Annotated in this window: 14 protein-coding genes; 7 read left to right on the top strand and 7 right to left on the bottom strand. The window is 68.9% G+C overall.

Annotation, left to right across the window (positions count from 1 at the left end):
• Nucleotides 1-36: 36 nt before the first annotated feature.
• Both AC5P53_RS00880 and AC5P53_RS00875 read right to left on the bottom strand, forming a co-directional pair.
• Nucleotides 37-231 (bottom strand): NIF family HAD-type phosphatase, encoded by a 195-nt coding sequence (locus AC5P53_RS00880; protein WP_197651620.1) that lies wholly within the window; start codon nt 229-231, stop codon nt 37-39.
• A 115-nt stretch (nt 232-346) separates the two neighbouring features.
• Nucleotides 347-910 carry a DUF3658 domain-containing protein gene (locus tag AC5P53_RS00875; RefSeq protein WP_241887289.1) on the bottom strand — a complete coding sequence of 188 codons (564 nt, stop codon included), beginning with the start codon at nt 908-910 and terminating at the stop codon, nt 347-349.
• A 160-nt stretch (nt 911-1,070) separates the two neighbouring features.
• On the opposite strand from AC5P53_RS00875, the gene bioB reads away from it, so the two are divergent.
• The 5 genes from bioB (at nt 1,071) to bioC (ending at nt 5,909) form a co-directional block, all read left to right on the top strand.
• The gene (bioB, locus tag AC5P53_RS00870; RefSeq protein ID WP_241887288.1) at nt 1,071-2,114 is read left to right on the top strand and encodes a biotin synthase BioB; all 1,044 of its coding nucleotides are present in this window, start codon (nt 1,071-1,073) and stop codon (nt 2,112-2,114) included.
• A gap of 67 nt (nt 2,115-2,181) precedes the next feature.
• A complete protein-coding gene (gene bioF, locus AC5P53_RS00865; RefSeq protein WP_241887287.1) occupies nt 2,182-3,405 on the top strand; it encodes an 8-amino-7-oxononanoate synthase in 1,224 nt (407 codons plus the stop codon).
• Nucleotides 3,406-3,423: 18 nt separating this feature from the next.
• Nucleotides 3,424-4,203 carry a pimeloyl-ACP methyl ester esterase BioH gene (gene bioH, locus AC5P53_RS00860; RefSeq protein ID WP_241887286.1) on the top strand — a complete coding sequence of 260 codons (780 nt, stop codon included), beginning with the start codon at nt 3,424-3,426 and terminating at the stop codon, nt 4,201-4,203.
• A 29-nt stretch (nt 4,204-4,232) separates the two neighbouring features.
• Nucleotides 4,233-5,012 (top strand): SDR family oxidoreductase, encoded by a 780-nt coding sequence (locus AC5P53_RS00855; protein WP_014648765.1) that lies wholly within the window; start codon nt 4,233-4,235, stop codon nt 5,010-5,012.
• Between the two features lie 12 nt (nt 5,013-5,024).
• Nucleotides 5,025-5,909: a malonyl-ACP O-methyltransferase BioC gene (gene bioC / locus AC5P53_RS00850; RefSeq protein WP_014648766.1), complete on the top strand. Its 885-nt coding sequence runs from the start codon at nt 5,025-5,027 to the stop codon at nt 5,907-5,909.
• Between the two features lie 77 nt (nt 5,910-5,986).
• On the opposite strand, the gene AC5P53_RS00845 is transcribed toward bioC, so the two are convergent.
• Both AC5P53_RS00845 and AC5P53_RS00840 read right to left on the bottom strand, forming a co-directional pair.
• The gene (locus AC5P53_RS00845; RefSeq protein WP_049442020.1) at nt 5,987-6,631 is read right to left on the bottom strand and encodes a YdcF family protein; all 645 of its coding nucleotides are present in this window, start codon (nt 6,629-6,631) and stop codon (nt 5,987-5,989) included.
• The gene (locus AC5P53_RS00840; RefSeq protein ID WP_014648768.1) at nt 6,616-7,578 is read right to left on the bottom strand and encodes a pyridoxal-phosphate dependent enzyme; all 963 of its coding nucleotides are present in this window, start codon (nt 7,576-7,578) and stop codon (nt 6,616-6,618) included. The genes AC5P53_RS00845 and AC5P53_RS00840 overlap by 16 nt, the downstream gene beginning before the upstream one ends.
• Nucleotides 7,579-7,738: 160 nt before the next feature.
• Between AC5P53_RS00840 and AC5P53_RS00835 the strand changes: the two genes are divergently transcribed.
• Nucleotides 7,739-8,230 carry a hypothetical protein gene (locus tag AC5P53_RS00835; RefSeq protein WP_032957537.1) on the top strand — a complete coding sequence of 164 codons (492 nt, stop codon included), beginning with the start codon at nt 7,739-7,741 and terminating at the stop codon, nt 8,228-8,230.
• 547 nt (nt 8,231-8,777) lie between these two features.
• On the top strand, nt 8,778-10,667 hold the full coding sequence (gene mnmG / locus AC5P53_RS00830; protein ID WP_241887285.1) for a tRNA uridine-5-carboxymethylaminomethyl(34) synthesis enzyme MnmG: 1,890 nt from the start codon (nt 8,778-8,780) through the stop codon (nt 10,665-10,667).
• Nucleotides 10,668-10,779: 112 nt separating this feature from the next.
• On the opposite strand, the gene smeC is transcribed toward mnmG, so the two are convergent.
• Genes smeC through smeA form a run of 3 tightly spaced genes read right to left on the bottom strand, consistent with a single transcriptional unit; the run spans nt 10,780 to nt 16,550 of the window.
• Nucleotides 10,780-12,195 carry a multidrug efflux transporter outer membrane subunit SmeC gene (gene smeC / locus AC5P53_RS00825; RefSeq protein WP_111206562.1) on the bottom strand — a complete coding sequence of 472 codons (1,416 nt, stop codon included), beginning with the start codon at nt 12,193-12,195 and terminating at the stop codon, nt 10,780-10,782.
• Entirely contained in the window at nt 12,192-15,341 is a 3,150-nt protein-coding gene (gene smeB / locus AC5P53_RS00820) for a multidrug efflux RND transporter permease subunit SmeB (protein ID WP_241887284.1), read from the bottom strand. Before smeB ends, smeC begins: the two co-directional genes overlap by 4 nt.
• 12 nt (nt 15,342-15,353) lie before the next feature.
• A complete protein-coding gene (gene smeA, locus AC5P53_RS00815; RefSeq protein ID WP_126411486.1) occupies nt 15,354-16,550 on the bottom strand; it encodes a multidrug efflux RND transporter periplasmic adaptor subunit SmeA in 1,197 nt (398 codons plus the stop codon).
• Between the last annotated feature and the right edge of the window lie 7 nt (nt 16,551-16,557).

The raw sequence follows: 16,557 nt of genomic DNA, 5'->3' as shown, positions 1-16,557 counted from the left end.
GGGTGCTCGCCGATAGCACCTGCCCTGTGCAGCTACCTATGCCTGCAGGCGCTCCCGCCACCGGCGCTTCTCCACCGCACGCACGTTGGGCTGGGGCCGCAGGTAGACGTGGTAGCCGACGAGGCGGAAATCTGCGGGTCGCTCCAGTTCACGCTCGCTGGCATGCACCAGCGTCTCATCCAGATCGAGTATCAGCAGCTTTCCGCCCTGCGGCATCGTGTCCGGTTCCATGCGCATCCTTCTTTCATTGCCTCAGCTGCCGCCATCTTCTGGATGGACTTCAGCATGTGTCCTTCCAGCAGGTAGATGTAAGCACAGTTCCAGCCAGGTCCTGGTGGGCGCAAGCCTACTGCCGGACGCGCACTTCGCAACAGCCCATCCGCGTGAGGTCGCCCTGCGCCTGCAACATGCCCCGTTCCACCAGCATGCGTACACGCCCTGCATAGAACACATCGGGAATTCCCGATCGGCACTTCGGCTGCAGCGACATGACCATCCCCACAATGTAGGCGATCTTTCGGAACTGCCCGTCGCAGAGGGAGAACAGCTGCTCATCGATCGAGGCGATGTCCTCGCTGGTCAGCGCGGCGATGTTCTGCCGCGCCAGGTCAGTGAGATGGGCATCGTTGTCGGAGCGCTCGTCCGTATCGCGCAGGCAGCCATTGATGGCCAACAGGCGAACCAGCACATAGTGGCCGAAAGCCTCGAGCTCCTCCTTGGGCAACGTCGCCGGATCGAGCTGCCCTGCCGGGTAGTCCTTGAAGGTCACGAAGACGTGGTTCTTCCACTGCCCTGGCGTGTCGGACTGGCGCAGATCATCCAGCACCACGCGCAGGCCGCCGTCGGGCAGTTCGGCAAGACTGCACAGCACCGCGTCGCGGCGGATCGGGTAGGGCTGGTAGCTGTTCATGGCACGTGCTCGCGCGTCCGTATGCAGCAATGAACTTACACCGTAGCGCCCATTCATGGCGGTCAACCGATGTAAACCACATGGGAAGCAATCAAGTTGACAGGGCTCGCCAACCCACCCACACTGCCGCCCTCGCTCCACTCGTACCCAAGGTCCCGCCATGGCTGCTGCCATCCGCCACGACTGGCAACACGACGAACTGCAGGCGCTGTTCGATCTGCCGTTCCCCGCGCTGCTGTTCCGCGCTGCCGCAGTCCATCGCGAGCACTTCGACCCGTCGCGGGTGCAGGTGTCCACGCTGTTGTCGGTGAAGACCGGCGGCTGCCCGGAAGACTGCGCGTACTGCCCGCAGGCACAGCGCTACAGCACCGGGGTGAACGCGCAGAAGCTGATGGACACCGACGCGGTGCTGGCCAAGGCACGCCAGGCCAAGGCTGCCGGCGCATCGCGCTTCTGCATGGGTGCCGCGTGGCGATCGCCGAAGGACCGCGACATCCCGAAGGTGGCGGCGATGATCGCCGGGGTGAAGGCGCTGGGCCTGGAAACCTGCGCCACGCTGGGCATGCTCAGTGGCGAGCAGGCGCGTGCGCTGAAGGACGCCGGCCTGGACTACTACAACCACAATCTCGACACCGCGCCGGACTACTACGATTCGATCATCCACACGCGCCAGTACCAGGACCGCCTGGACACGCTGGCGCACGTGCGCGATGCCGGTCTGAAAACCTGCTGCGGCGGCATTGTCGGCATGGGCGAGACGCGCGCGCAGCGCGTGGGCCTGCTGCTGGCGCTGGCCACGCTGCCGGCGCATCCCGATTCGGTGCCGATCAACAAGCTGGTGCAGGTGGCGGGCACGCCGCTGCATGGCAGTGCCGAACTGGATCCGTTCGAGTTCGTGCGCATGATCGCGGTGGCACGCATCGCCATGCCGCGTTCGATGGTGCGGCTGTCGGCCGGTCGCGAGGCGATGAGCGACGAACTGCAGGCGCTGTGCTTCGTGGCCGGTGCCAACTCGATCTTCTACGGCGACAAGCTGCTGACCACCGGCAACCCGGAGAGCGAGCGCGACCTGGCCCTGTTCGCGCGGCTGGGGTTGCAGCCGATGGCGGTGCAGGTGGATGCCGAGGGCCACGACCACGGCGGCACCGTGCACGCTGATATCAGCGCCGATGCGCCCGCCTGTGGCTGCGCTCACGCGGCCTGAGACGGGCCGCAAGCAGGCGCCGCGGCAACGCGCTACCCTAGCCGCCCCGTCGCCGCATTCAGCCGCCATGGCCCGCCCCGACCTGACCGCCCGCCTCCACGCCCAACGCGCCCTGCGCGATGCCCAAGGCCGTCGCCGCACGCGGCGCACGGTCAGCCGTCGTGATGGCGTCCGCCTGGAGGTGGACGGCCAGTGGCTGACCGGCTTCTGCAGCAACGATTACCTGGGCCTGGCCCAGCAGTTCAGCGTGGTCAACGCATTGCAGGATGCGGCCGCACGCGAAGGCTCCGGCGCGGGCGCCTCGCATCTGGTCTGCGGCCACCACGCTCTGCATGAGGCACTGGAGCGCGAAGTGGCGGAGTGGCTGGGCTACCCGCGCGCGCTGCTGTTCGGCAGTGGCTTCGCCGCCAACCTGGCCGTGCAGCAGGCGCTGCTGAGTGAAGAGAACGATGTGTGCGTGCAGGACAAGCTCAACCACGCCAGCCTGCTCGATGCGACGCGGCTGGCGGGTGCGCGCCTGCGCCGTTATCCGCACCTCGACGCCGAAGGCGCGATGCGCCAGCTCAAGCACGCGCCCGATGGCGCGGCGATGCTGGCCACCGACGGTGTGTTCAGCATGGATGGCGACATCGCACCGCTGCGTGCATTGTCGCTGGTGGCACGCCTGCAGCAGGCGCTGTTCTATGTGGACGATGCGCACGGCGTGGGCGTGGTCGGTGATGGCCGTGGTGCCGTGGCCGCCGCCGGGCTGGGCGTGGACGATGTGCCGCTGCAGCTGGTCACGCTGGGCAAGGCACTGGGCGGTTCCGGCGCGCTGGTGCTGGGCCGCGACGACCTGGTCGAGCACCTGGCCGAAACCGCACGCCCGTACATCTACACCACTGCGATGCCGCCGGCGCTGGCCGCCGCAGCACTGGAAGCGGTGCGCCTGGCGCGCCGTGACAACTGGCGGCGCTCGAAACTGACCGATCTGATCGCGCTGTTCCGCGGCGAAGCCCGCCGCCATGGCCTGGACCTGATGGCCTCGGAAACGCCGATCCAGCCGCTGCTGTGTGGCGACGACCAGCGCGCCGTGGCGATGTCCCAGGCGTTGGAACAGGCCGGTTGGCTGGTCGGCGCGATCCGCCCGCCCACGGTTCCCGAAGGCAAGGCGCGCCTGCGCGTCACGCTGTCCGCGCTGCACACCCCCGAGCAGGTGCGTGGCCTGGTCGAAGCCATTGCCAGCGCGCGCGATCGCGTCGACCTGGCCGCGCGTGAGGCCGCGCCACCGCCGCTGCCTGTCTTCGCCTGAGCCTGTTGCCGTTTCCCCATGCATATCGACGTCACCGGCCAGGGGCCGGACCTGGTACTGATCCATGGCTGGGCCCTGCAGGGCGGCGTGTTCGCGCCGTTGGTGCAACGCCTGGCCGATCACTTCACCCTGCATCTGGTTGATCTGCCGGGCCATGGCCACAGCCGCGATGACACCACGCCGCTGCGCCTGCCGTTCGTGGTCAATGCCATTGCCGCGGCCACGCCGCCTGCGGTGTGGTGCGGCTGGTCGCTGGGCGGCCTGTTCGCGCTGCACGCCGCCGCGACACTGCCGAAGGTGCGCGGGCTGGCGATGATCGCGGCCACGCCGCGCTTCGTGCGTGGCGACGACTGGCCGCATGCGGTGGAGCCGGCGGTGTTCGAGCAGTTCGGGCGCGAGCTGGCCACCGACTTCGGTGGCACCCTGGAACGCTTCCTGGCGTTGGATGTAATGGGCTCGGCACACGCCCGCGAGGAGCTGCGCACTCTGCGCCAGCGCCTGGTCGAGCGCGGTGCACCCACCGAACGCGCCCTGCTGGAAGGCCTGCGCCTGCTGGAAAGCACCGACCTGCGTGGCGCACTGCCGACGCTGGCCAAGCCCAGCCTGTGGATCGCCGGCCAGCGTGACCGGCTGGTGTCTCCGGCGGCAATGCAGGCCGCCGCGGCACTGCCCCCCGGTGCGCAGGCGCTGACCATCGCCCACGGCGGCCATGCGCCCTTCCTCGGCCATGCCGACGAGGTGGCCGCCGCCCTGCAACACTTCGTTGCCGGCCTGTCACCGGCCGATGGCGGACAATGAGCGCCTTCCTCATTCCGCAGGATTGATGCATGGATCTGGGTATCAACGGCCGCTGGGCACTGGTCTGCGGCGCAAGCAAGGGGCTGGGCCTGGGCTGCGCGCGTGCGCTGGTGCGCGAGGGCGTCAACGTAGTGATCGTGGCCCGTGGTGAGGCTGCGCTGCAGGCCGCCGCCGAAGCGCTGCGCGCCCTGCCCGGCGCCGCCGAAGTCCGCGTGGTCGCCGCCGACGTGACCACCGAGGCCGGTCGCTCCGCAGCGCTCGCCGCGTGCCCGCAGGTGGACATCCTGGTCACCAATGCCGGTGGCCCGCCGCCGGGCGACTTCCGCAGTTTCGAGCGCGACGACTGGATCGCCGCGCTGGACGCCAACATGCTGGCGCCGATCGCGCTGATCCGCGCCACCGTGGACGCAATGATCGCGCGTGGCTTCGGCCGCATCGTCAACATCACCTCGTCGGCGGTGAAGGCCCCGATCGACATCCTGGCGCTGTCCAACGGCGCGCGCAGCGGCCTGACCGGCTTCGTCGCCGGCCTGTCGCGCCGTACCGTGGCGCACAACGTCACAATCAACAACCTGCTGCCCGGCCAGTTCGACACCGACCGCCTGCGCGCCAACTTCGCCCACAGTGCGGGCAAGGACGGCAATGCTGCGGAAGTGGCCGAACGCCGCCGCCAGCAGATCCCGGCCGGCCGCTTCGGCACGGCGGATGAATTCGGCGCGGCCTGCGCCTTCCTGTGCAGCGCACAGGCCGGTTACCTCACCGGGCAGAACCTGCTGATCGACGGCGGCGCCTACCCCGGTACGTTCTAAGAGACTTTCGCAATGCCGTCCCACTTCGATGCCCGCCATGTCCGCCGCGCGTTCGCCCGCGCCGCCAACAGCTACGACGCCGCCGCCGCCCTGCAGCGCGAGGTGCAGGCGCGGCTGGTGGAATCGCTGGACTACCTGGAGGCACGCAAGCCCGAGGTAGTGCTGGACATCGGCGCGGGTACCGGCCACGCCAGTGCGCTGATGAAGAAGCGCTGGCCGAAGGCGCAGGTGATCGCGCTGGACGTGGCGCTGCCGATGCTGGATCAGGCCAAGCGCCAGGCCGGCTGGTGGAAGCCGTTCCAGCGCCTGTGCGGCGACGCCGCCGCGCTGCCGCTGGCCGACAACAGCGTGGACGTGATCTTCAGCAACCTGTGCCTGCAGTGGGTGGACGACCTGCCGGCGGTGTTTGCCGGCTTCCGCCGCGTGCTCAAGCCCGGCGGCCTGCTGCTGTGCTCCACCTTCGGCCCGGACACGCTGGTCGAACTCAATGAGGCCTTCGCAGCCGCCGATGATCGCCCGCACGTGAGCCGCTTCGCGCAGATCGCCCAGTTCGGCGATGCGCTGATGATGGCCGGTTTCCGCGACCCGGTGCTGGACCGCGACCTGTTCACCCTGACCTACGACGACCTGCCCTCGTTGATGCGGGAGCTGCGCGCGATGGGCGCGACCAATGCGCGGGTGGACCGCCGTCACACGCTGACCGGGCGTGGCCGCTTCGCCGCGGCGGCAGCGGCGTATGAACCGATGCGACGCGCCGACGGCAAGCTGCCCAGCAGCTGGGAAGTGATCTACGCCCACGCCTGGGCACCGGACCCGGGCGCACCGATCCGCGAAGGCGGGCATGACGTGGCCTCGGTGCCGGTGTCGGCGATTCCGATCCGGCGCAAGCAGACCTGATCGCCCGGTCGTGCCGGCCGCTGGCCGGCAACCTCACGTTTCCACGATGGGCGTCTGCCCAGATCAGGTTTCCGCCCTCAGGTATTGGCCGGCGAACTCAGCGGCGGCCGCACCAGGTCGCGGTGGAAGAAATAGATTTCCTGCACCAGGAAGCGCCAGCTGGTGTGGAAGCTGCGGAAGCGCGTGCTGGGCGTGGACGAGGCCAGCGCATCGATGCCCAGCGCCTTGCTCAGGCGCAGCGCGCGCGCCATGTGCAACGGGTCGCTTACGATGATCACCCGGTGCAGGTCGCGCTGGTCCATCAGCCGCTTGGCCTCGACCAGGTTCTGCACGGTGTTGCGCGAGGCGGTCTCGATCAGGATCGCATCGTCCGGCACGCCATGCTTGAGCGCATAGCGCCGCGCCACCTGCGATTCGGAAAAGCGCGCGCCGGTGCCACCGTAGCCGCCGGTGAAGATCAGCAGTGGCGCGTACTGGGCTTCATAGAGATCCAGGCCATGACGGATGCGTTCTTCAAAGACCGGCGACGGCTTGGCGTCATAGGCCGCCGCACCGAGCACGATGATGGCGTCGGCCTTGGCTGCCTGGTCGCGCTCCCCCACCCAGACGATCCAGGCGGTCACGCCCAGCAGCCAGACCACCAGCAGCACGAACAGCCGCCACAGCCAGCCCAGCAGGCCGGTGCGGGGCCGGTGCCCGTCGCGGCTCAAGGCGCCCCCCAACGCAGCGCGGGCAGGTCGACATTGCCACCGGACAGCACCAGGCCCACCCGCAGGCCGGCGAACCGCTGCGGCTGTGCCAGCACCGCGGCCAGCACGGTGGCCGAGGACGGCTCGACCACCTGCTTGAGCACCTCCCACAGCAGGCGCATCGCGGCCATGGTGGCGGCGTCGTCGACCACGATCACCTCGACGCCGGCCGCGCGCAGCAGCGCGAAGTTGGGGGCGCCGATCAGGGTACGCAGGCCGTCGCAGATGGTGTCAGGGGTGAACGCGCCCTGGCGCTCGCCTGCGGCCAGCGAGCGCGCGGTGTCGTCGGCACCGGCCGGTTCGGCCAGCACCAGCCGGGTCTGGGGACTGGCGAACTGCAGGGCCCGGGCGGTACCGCTGGCCAGGCCGCCCCCTCCGACTGGGACTACCAGCACGTCGAACGGACCGTCGCTGTGCAGCAGCTCCAGGGCCGCGGTGCCCTGCCCGGCCATCACCGCCGGGTCCGCATAGGGATGGACCAGGGTCGCGCCGGTATCAGCCTGTACTTTGGCGCAGGCGGCCTCGCGGTCGGCGATGGTCGGCGGGCAGCGCCAGAGCGTGGCACCGTGGCGGGCGATGTTGGCCAGCTTGGCCGCCACCGCACCTTCGGGCACCACCACGTGGCAGGGAATGCCACGGGTGCGCGCGGCCAGGGCCAGGGCAGCGCCGTGGTTGCCGGACGAATGGGTGACCACGCCGGCACGGGCGCGATCGGCATCCAGCGACCACACCGCGTTGCAGGCCCCGCGGAACTTGAATGCGCCGCCGCGCTGCAGGTGCTCGGCCTTGAACGCCAGCTGCGCGCCGGCCAGCGCATCAAGCGTGCGCGAGCGCAGCACCGGGGTCACGCTGGCGTGCGGCGCGATCCGCGCAGCGGCAGCCAGGACATCGTCGGCACGGGGCAACAGTGAATCGCTCATGACGCAAGATTAACGTATGGCCCCACGCTGGCGACCCCGGCACAGGTCATGCCAGCATGAGGGCCTTCACCTCCATTCATCCTGGGCAGTGAAGTTAAGGGCCGATTCAACGCCTGCGCACGAAGCTGACTGCACAACCCGTCCTCTGGGGGGACCCACCATGAAAACGCGCCTGATGCTTGCCGGTGGCCTGTTGCTGGCCCTGACCGGCTGCACCACCTACGACTATGTCGGCGGTGGCCGCAGCGGCAGCTACTACCACGGTGCGCCGTCGGTGGAGTACCGCTACCCGGCCGGCTATCCCTACAACTACGGCTACCCTTACTACGGCGGCTATGGCGGCTACTACGGCGGCTATGGCAATCCGTACTACTCGCGCCCGATCTACCGCCCGCCGCACAACCACCGTCCGCCACCGCGCCCGCCCGGCAACGGTGGCGAGAACCGTCCGCCGCCGCCGCCGCGGCCGTCGTACAACGGCGGTTCGCCGTGGCGGAACATGGACTCGATGCGTCGCCCGCCGCAGTCGAACATCCAGCCGTCGGCGCCGCCACCGCCGGCCCGTCCGACCCCGGCGCCGAGCGCGCCGAGGATGAACGGTTCCCCTTGGCGCAACATGGATCGTGGGACGCAGCGCACAGTTGAGCGCTGAACCGTCTTGCATTTCACCCGGTCCAGGTTGCACTCTACGGAACCGGTGACGGCCCGCGTCACAAAGTGACAAAAAGCGAGACGGGCCGCCGCAAAAATCTCTACGTCGATATCCGACAGGAACATCTGGATCCCCCCTGTTCCGGCCCTGTCGGATGTCGGCACCTCTGAAGACAGACGGCCCCGCACTGCGGGGCCGTCTGTTTTGCCGGGTCGCCAACCGGAGAGAGCCCCAGCGTCGGTAGATCCACGCCATGCGTGGTCGGGCCTTTCCCGGCAATCCCGAAAAAACAGGGCCGGACAGTCCCCCGACTGCCGGCCCTCTGCTCCCCCACCGTGCGCCTGTACCGGCCCCTGTTCCAATTCCGGTCACGGGCGCCTGCGGCGCCAGCCACGGTGGGTGCTATTGGGTTATCTGCAATAATCCTGCCAACTTTAGGGCTGATTTCGACGCCGGCCGGCCGGCACCGACGCCGCGGCCCCGAATGGCGCTAAAATCGCCACCCCGGCGCCGCCCCGGCCGCGCCCGCCCCCAGCTGAACAGCCCCATGAACCCGTCCTTCCATCGTTACGACGTCATCGTCATCGGCGGTGGCCACGCCGGCACCGAAGCCGCGCTGGCCGCGGCCCGTACCGGCGTGCGCACCCTGCTGCTGACCCACAACATCGAAACGGTGGGCGCGATGAGCTGCAACCCGGCCATCGGAGGCATCGGCAAGGGCCACCTGGTCAAGGAAATCGACGCCCTGGGCGGTGCGATGGCGCATGCCGCCGACCGTGCCGGCATCCAGTGGCGCACCCTCAATGCCTCCAAGGGCCCGGCCGTGCGCGCCACCCGCTGCCAGGCCGACCGCAACCTGTACCGCATGGCGATCCGCGCCATCGTTGAAGGCCAGGCCAACCTGACCGTGTTCCAGGCGGCCGTCGATGACCTGGTCATCGACGGCGACGCCGTGCGCGGGGTCATCACCCAGACCGGCCTGCGCTTCGATGCCGAGGCCGTGGTGCTGACCGCCGGCACCTTCCTGGCCGGCAAGATCCATGTCGGCCCGACCCAGTACGCCGCCGGCCGCATGGGCGACCCGCCGGCCACCACGCTGGCGGCGCGCCTGCGCGAGCGCCCGTTCCAGGTGGACCGCCTGAAGACCGGCACGCCACCGCGCATCGACGGCCGCTCGCTGGACTACAGCGTGATGGACGAGCAGCCCGGCGATTCGCCGCGCCCGGTGATGTCCTTCCTGGGTTCGGTGGACGAGCATCCGCAGCAGGTCAGCTGCTGGATCACCCACACCACCGAAAAGACCCACCAGATCATCCGCGACGCGCTGCACCGCTCGCCGCTGTACAGCGGCCAGATCGAAGGCATCGGCCCGCGCTACTGCCCGTCCATCGAGGACAAGGTGGTGCGCTTCGCCGAGAAGGCCAGCCACCAGATCTTCGTCGAACCCGAAGGCCTGGGCATCGTCGAGATCTACCCCAACGGCATCTCCACCTCGCTGCCGTTCGACGTGCAGCTGGAGATGGTGCGCAGCATCCGCGGCTTCGGCAACGCGCACATCACCCGCCCCGGCTACGCGATCGAGTACGACTTCTTCGATCCACGCGGGTTGAAGGCTTCGCTGGAAACCAAGCTGGTCAACGGCCTGTTCTTCGCCGGCCAGATCAACGGCACCACCGGCTATGAAGAAGCCGCCGCGCAGGGCCTGCTGGCCGGCCTCAACGCCGCACGCCAGGTGCGTGGGCTGGACGGCTGGTGCCCGCGTCGCGACGAGGCCTACCTGGGCGTGCTGGTGGATGACCTGATCACCCACGGTACCAACGAGCCGTACCGCATGTTCACCAGCCGCGCCGAATACCGCCTGCAGCTGCGCGAGGACAACGCCGACCAGCGCCTGACCCCGGCCGGCCGCGAGATGGGCCTGGTGGATGACCAGCGCTGGAGCGCGTTCGAGACCAAGCAGGCCGCCGTCGCCGCCGAGCGCGCGCGCCTGGGCGCGCTGTGGGCGACCCCGGCCAATGCGCTGGGCCGCGAAGTGCAGGACACGCTGGGCGTGGCGGTCAGCCGCGAAACCAACGTGCTGGACCTGATCAAGCGCCCCGAGCTGGATTACGCGCAGCTGATGCAGGTGCCGTCGCTGGGCCCGGCCGTGGCCGACGCCAAGGTGGCCGAGCAGGTGGAGATCGGCGTGAAGTACGCCGGCTACCTGGACCGCCAGCGCGAGGAGATCGAGCGCCAGCAGCGGCATGAAGCCACGCCGATCGCTGAAGCCTTCGACTACGCCACGGTGCGCGGGCTGTCGGCCGAAGCGCTGCAGAAACTGGAGCGCGTGCGACCGCAGACCATCGGCCAGGCGCAGCGCATCCCGGGCATGACCCCGGCGGCAATCTCGCTGCTGCTGGTGCACCTGGAGCGTGCACGCCGGGGCCGCGTGGCGTAGGCAGCACCGTCCGCTTCTGGTGGGTGCCGACCTTGGTCGGCACGAATCATCAGATCGCGACACTCCATGCTTCCGTGCCGACCAAGGTCGGCACCTACCAGAGCAGGGCGCGTTACCGTGCGTCTGCGCCACCGCCCAGCACCTTGAACAGCGTCACCCGGTTTCCCGCTTCCTGCTGCTGCAGCGCGATCAGGTCCTGCTGCGCGGCAAACAGGCTGCGCTGCGCATCCAGCGCCTGCAGATAGCCGTCCAGCCCGGTGCGATAGCGCGCCTCGGCCAGCGTGTAGCTGCGCTGGCTGGCGGCGACCAGTGCCCGTTGTGCCTCCATCTGCGCGCCCAGGTGATCGCGCGTGGCCAGGGCATCGGCCACTTCACTGAAGGCCTGCTGGATCGCCTTCTCGTACTGCGCGATGCCGATGTCCTTGCCAATCTTCGAGGCATCCAGTGAGGCCTTCAACGCACCGGCGTGGAAGATCGGCGCCGTGATGCTGGGCGCGAACGACCAGCCGCGGGTGCCGGCCGAGAACAGCGTCGACAACGCGGTGGAGCTGTGGCCGTAGTTGGCAGTCAGCGTCAGCGTCGGGAAGAACGCGGCGCGCGCGGCGCCGATATCGGCGTTGGCCGCCTGCAACGCGTGTTCGGCGGACAGCACGTCCGGACGCTGCAGCAGCACGCTCGAGGGCAGGTTGGAAGGCAACGGCGCCAGCGCCACGGTGCCGTCCAGTGCCTGTGCGCTGGGCAGCAATGCCGCGTCCAGCGGAGCACCCACCAGTAACTGCAGCGCATCACGATCCTGCGCCTGCTGGGTCTGCAGCCTGGCCAGCGCAGCGCGCGCGGCGTCCACACTGGTCTGCACCTGCGACAGGTCCAGGCCCGAGGCCAGGCCTTGTGCATGGCGGGCCTCGGTGCGCTGCAGGGTCTGCTGCTGACTGTCCAGCGTCTGCCGGGTGAACGCCAGCGACTGCTCGTCGGCCGCCAGCGCCAGCCAGGCCGTGGCCACTTCGGCGACCAGGCTGGTGCGCGCCGCACGCTGGTTCTCGGCACTGGCCAGCCAGTTCTGCAGCGCCTCGTTCTTCAGGCTGCGGATGCGCCCGAACAGGTCCAGTTCCCAGCTGCTGAAGCCCACCTGCACGGCATCGGATTCGGTCACCTGGCTGACGCCGATCTCGCTGTTGGCATCACTCACCCGCGAACGGGTCACGCTGCCGCTGGCATCCACCGACGGCAGCAGCGCCGCGCGCTGGATGCGGTACTGCGCGCGTTCCTTCTCCACCTGCAGCACCGCCACGCGCAGGTCGCGGTTGTTCTGCAGTGCCAGCGCGATGACCTGCTGCAGGCGCGGCTCCAGGAACACCTCGCGCCAGGCCGGCATCGCCAGTGCTGGCCCGGTCTCGCCGGTGGCGGCATTGGCGAACTGTGCCGGCACCGGCGCCTCGGGGCGCTGGTAGTGCGGGGCCATGCTCACGCAGCCGCCCAGCACGGTGGTCATCGTTGCGGCCGCCAGGGCGCGCAGCAGCATCGGCTTCATGGGCGTGCCTCCGGGGCAGTGGCGTCGGCCGGCGCGCGGCCCGGGAACAGGCGGCGCACCAGCAGGTAGAACAACGGCACGAAGAACATGCCCAGCACCATCGAGGCGACCGTACCGCCGGCCACGCCGGTACCCAGCGAACGGCGCGCGGCCGAACCGGCGCCGGTGGCGAACACCAGCGGCAGCACACCCATCAGGAATGCCAGCGAGGTCATCACGATCGGGCGCAGCCGCAGATAGACCGCCTGCAGGATCGCTTCGCGGGTGCGCTTGCCCTGCTGCTCGAGGATGCGCGCGAACTCGACGATCAGGATGCCGTTCTTCGCAGCCAGGCCAATCGTGGTCAACAGACCGACCTGGAAGTACACGTCGTTGTTGAGGCCACGCAGGTTCATCATCAGCACGGCGCCGAACACGCCTACCGGCACCGCCAGCATCACCGCGAACGGTACCGCCCAGCTTTCATACAGCGCGGCCAGGCACAGGAACACGAACAGCAGCGAGATGGCGTACAGCATCGGCGCCTGGTTGCCCGACAGCTGTTCCTGGTAGGCCATGTCCGACCAGGCATGGCTGAAGCCTTCCGGCAGCGTGCCGGCCAGACGTGCGATCTCGGCCATCGCCTCGCCGGAACTGACGCCCGGTGCCGGCTGGCCGGTGATCTCCATCGCCGACACGCCGTTGTAGCGCTGCAATGCGGCCGGTGCACTGGTCCAGTGCGCACTGACCAGCGACGACAGCGGCACCATCTGGCCGGCCTGGTTGCGCACGCTCCAGCGCTCGATGTCCTGCGGCTGCATGCGGGCTTCGGCCGTGCCCTGGATGAACACCTTCTTGATGCGGCCCTTGTAGATGAAGTTGTTGACGAAGTCGCCACCCAGCGCGGCGTTCAAGGTGTCATTGATGTCCTGCGGATTGACGCCCATCGCCTGCGCCTTGGCGTCGTCCACCTTCACCGCGTACACCGGCGCGTCTTCCAGGCTGGCGTAGCGCACGTTGACCAGCTTCGGATCCTTGGCAGCGTCCTTCAGCAGCGTGTTGCGCGCGGCCACGGCGGCGGCATGGCCGGCACCGCCTTCGTCCTGCAGTTCCAGGGTGAAGCCACCGGCATCGCCGAGGCCGAGGATGGCCGGTGGCGAGGTGATGAACACCTGCGCATCGGGCACGCTGGCCATGGCCGCGGTCAAGCGCGCGGCGATGGTATCGGCATCGTCCTTGCGGTCGTCCCAATCCTTGAGCCGGATGAAGGCCTGGCCGACGTTCTGGCCACTGCCGCTGACACTGAAACCTGCGGTGGCCTGGATTGACAGTACGCTGTCGTCCTTCACCGCGGCGGCGCTCAGGCGATCCATCACGGCACGGGTCTGCTCCAGGGTGGACCCGGCGGGCAGCTTCACCAGCGCGTTGAGCATGCCCTGGTCTTCATCGGGCAGGAACGCGCCCGGCAGGTGCCACAACAACAGGCCGGTGGCCACGCTCAGCACCAGGTAGAACAGTACGCCCAGCGTGCGCCGGCCGAGGAAGCGGTCGACGCGATGGCGCAGTCGGTTGGAGGTGCGCTCGAAGCGATGGTTGAACCAGATGAAGAACTTGCCCAGCAGGCCCGGCTCGCCAGCGTGGTCGCCATGCGGATGGCCGCCCTTGGGAATCTGGTGCAGGATGCTGCCGCACAGCGCCGGGGTGATGGTCATCGCCACCAGCACCGACAGGATCATCGCAGCGGCGATCGTCACCGAGAACTGGCGATAGATCACGCCGGTGACACCGCTGAAGAACGCCATCGGCAGGAACACCGCGGTCAGCACCAGCACGATGCCGACCAGCGCGCCGGTGATCTGGCCCATCGCCTTCAACGTGGCTGGCTTCGGTGCCAGCCCTTCGAAGGTCATCACCCGCTCCACGTTCTCCACCACCACGATGGCGTCGTCCACCAGCAGGCCGATGGCCAGCACCAGCGCGAACATGGTCAGCGTATTGATCGAATAGCCGAAGGCGGCCAGCACGCCGAAGGTGCCCAGCAGCACCACCGGCACCGCGATGGTCGGGACCAGCGTGGCCCGCCAGTTCTGCAGGAACAGGTACATCACCAGCACGACCAGCGCGATCGCCTCGATCAGGGTGATCACCACTTCCTTCAGCGAGATGGTCACGAACGGCGTGGTGGTGAACGCCACGTGGTAGGTGTAGCCATGCGGCCAGTACTTCTGCAGCTGCTGCAGCCGTGCCTCGACGGCCTTGGAGACGGCGATGGCGTTGGCACCGGCGTTGAGCTCGATGCCCAGCGAGGCCGACGGCTTGCCGTTGAACGTGCTGATGCTGTCATAGCTTTCCGGGCCCAGGCCGATCGTCGCCACGTCGCCCAGGTGCACCACGCTGCCATTGGCATCGGCCTTGAGCACCACCTGCGCGAACTGCTCGGGCGTGTGCAGGCGGCTGCGCGCGGTCACGGTCGCGTCCAGCTGCTGGCCCTTCAGCGCCGGCTGGCCACCGAGTTCACCGGCCGACACGTCGGTGTTCTGCGCCTGCAGTGCGGTCTCGATGTCCGACGGCATCAGCGCGTACTGGCGCATCTTTTCCGGGTCCAGCCAGATCCGCATGGCGTATTCCTGGCCGATCGGCTGGATGTTGCCGACACCGCTGACGCGGCTGATCTGGTCGTCGATGCGCGCTTCCATGAAGTTGGCGACATCGAAGTTGTCCATGCTGCCGTCTTCGCTGGTGAACGACAGCACCTCGAAGATCGAACCGCTGGACTTGGTGATGGTCAGGCCGTTCTGCTGCACCGCCTGCGGCAGCGTCGCCATCGCGGCCTGCAGCTGGTTCTGCACCTGCACCTGCGCGGTGTCCGGGTTGGTGCCGGTGGCGAACACCAGGTTGACCTGCGCCGAGCCATCGGAAGCACTGGTCGAGGTCATGTACATCAGGTGGTCCAGGCTCTGCTGGGACTGCTCGATGACCTGGGTGACCGCGTTTTCCACGGTCTGCGACGAGGCGCCGGTGTAGGTGGCGCGGATGGTGATGGTGGGCGGGGCGATCTGCGGGTAGCGGTCCACCGGCAGGATCAGGATCGCGAGCAGGCCGAGCAGGCTGACCGCGATGGCGATCACCCAGGCAAAGATCGGCCGGTCGATGAAGAAACGAACCATGCGCGGCAGGCCTCAGTGCGACTTTTCGTCGGTGTTGCCGTTCGGGTCGACCGCCGGCATCGCCGCCAGCTGCGCCGTGGTGGCCGCCACCGCCTTCACCTGCTGGCCCAGCGCTACCGCACTGCCGTTGCTGACGATCACCCGCTCGCCAGCCTTCAGGCCCTGCGTGATCTGCCACTGGTTGCCCACCACCTGGCCGGTACTGACCCGCCGCTCGACCACGCGATCCTTTGCGTCGAGCAGGCGCAGCAGCGGCTCGCCACGTTCATTGCGCAGCACCGCCTTCTGCGGCACCAGCAGGGCACGCGCATCGGTGGCCATCGGCAACACCGCCTTCAGGTACATGCCCGGCAGAAGCAGGCCCTCCGGGTTCGGAATGACCGCGCGCAGCACCACGTTGCCGGTGCCTGGATCGACTGCGCTGCCGACGAACTCCAGCGTGCCCTCATGGGCATAGGTGCTGCCGTCCTCCAGCAGCACCTTCACCTGGGCCTTGCCATCGATGGCTTTCACCAGGCCGGCGTCGAGCTGCTTGCGCAGCGCCAGCATCTGCGTGCTGGACTGGGTCACATCCAGATAGACCGGGTCCAGCCGTTGAATGGTCGCCAGCGCCGCATCCTGGCCGGCGGCGACCAGCGCGCCGGCGGTGACGCTGGAGGTACCGATGCGGCCGTCGATCGGTGCGGTCACCCGGGTGTAGTCCAGGTTGATGCGGGCGGCCTGCAATGCCGCGCGCGCGGCAATCACGTTGGCCTGGGCCTGCTTCAGTGCCGAGGTGGCATCGTCGGCGTCCTGCTTGCTGGCCGCGTCCATGCCCAGCAGCGTGCGGGTGCGCTCGGCCTTCGGCTGCGCCGACAGCACAGCGGCCTCGGCCTGCGCCAGCTGGCCACGCGCGGTATCGAAGGCGGCCTGGTACGGCGCCGGATCGACCTGGTACAGCAGCTGGCCGGCCTTGACCTGCTGGCCTTCGGTGAACAGCCGCTGGCGGATCAGCCCACCGATCTGCGGCCGCACCTCGGACACCTCGAACGGCACCGCCCGGCCGGGCAGGGTCTGCTGCAGTGCCAGCGGTTGCGCGCGGGCGGTGATGACGCCGACTTCGGGGGTGGCCGGGGCCTCGGTCCTGCCCGCCGAGCAGGCCGCCAGGGCCAGCAGCAGGGGCAACATCAACGCACGGGGGGAGCGGAACAGCGGACGCAGGAGTGACATGGGGGGC

This window comes from Stenotrophomonas sp. YJH_SMC_82 (genome assembly GCF_059368875.1).
The sequence above is the reverse complement of the archived record's forward strand: the minus strand, read 5'-3'. Positions and strand labels throughout refer to the sequence as shown.

Coding starts and splice junctions, on each gene's coding strand:
- smeA (WP_126411486.1), bottom strand. CDS start 16,550: ATGTCACTCCTGCGTCCGCTGTTCCGCTCCCCCCGTGCGTTGATGTTG.
- bioH (WP_241887286.1), top strand. CDS start 3,424: ATGCATATCGACGTCACCGGCCAGGGGCCGGACCTGGTACTGATCCAT.
- AC5P53_RS00855 (WP_014648765.1), top strand. CDS start 4,233: ATGGATCTGGGTATCAACGGCCGCTGGGCACTGGTCTGCGGCGCAAGC.
- AC5P53_RS00875 (WP_241887289.1), bottom strand. CDS start 910: ATGAACAGCTACCAGCCCTACCCGATCCGCCGCGACGCGGTGCTGTGC.
- smeC (WP_111206562.1), bottom strand. CDS start 12,195: ATGAAGCCGATGCTGCTGCGCGCCCTGGCGGCCGCAACGATGACCACC.
- AC5P53_RS00880 (WP_197651620.1), bottom strand. CDS start 231: ATGGAACCGGACACGATGCCGCAGGGCGGAAAGCTGCTGATACTCGAT.
- bioB (WP_241887288.1), top strand. CDS start 1,071: ATGGCTGCTGCCATCCGCCACGACTGGCAACACGACGAACTGCAGGCG.
- bioC (WP_014648766.1), top strand. CDS start 5,025: ATGCCGTCCCACTTCGATGCCCGCCATGTCCGCCGCGCGTTCGCCCGC.
- mnmG (WP_241887285.1), top strand. CDS start 8,778: ATGAACCCGTCCTTCCATCGTTACGACGTCATCGTCATCGGCGGTGGC.
- bioF (WP_241887287.1), top strand. CDS start 2,182: ATGGCCCGCCCCGACCTGACCGCCCGCCTCCACGCCCAACGCGCCCTG.
- smeB (WP_241887284.1), bottom strand. CDS start 15,341: ATGGTTCGTTTCTTCATCGACCGGCCGATCTTTGCCTGGGTGATCGCC.
- AC5P53_RS00840 (WP_014648768.1), bottom strand. CDS start 7,578: ATGAGCGATTCACTGTTGCCCCGTGCCGACGATGTCCTGGCTGCCGCT.
- AC5P53_RS00835 (WP_032957537.1), top strand. CDS start 7,739: ATGAAAACGCGCCTGATGCTTGCCGGTGGCCTGTTGCTGGCCCTGACC.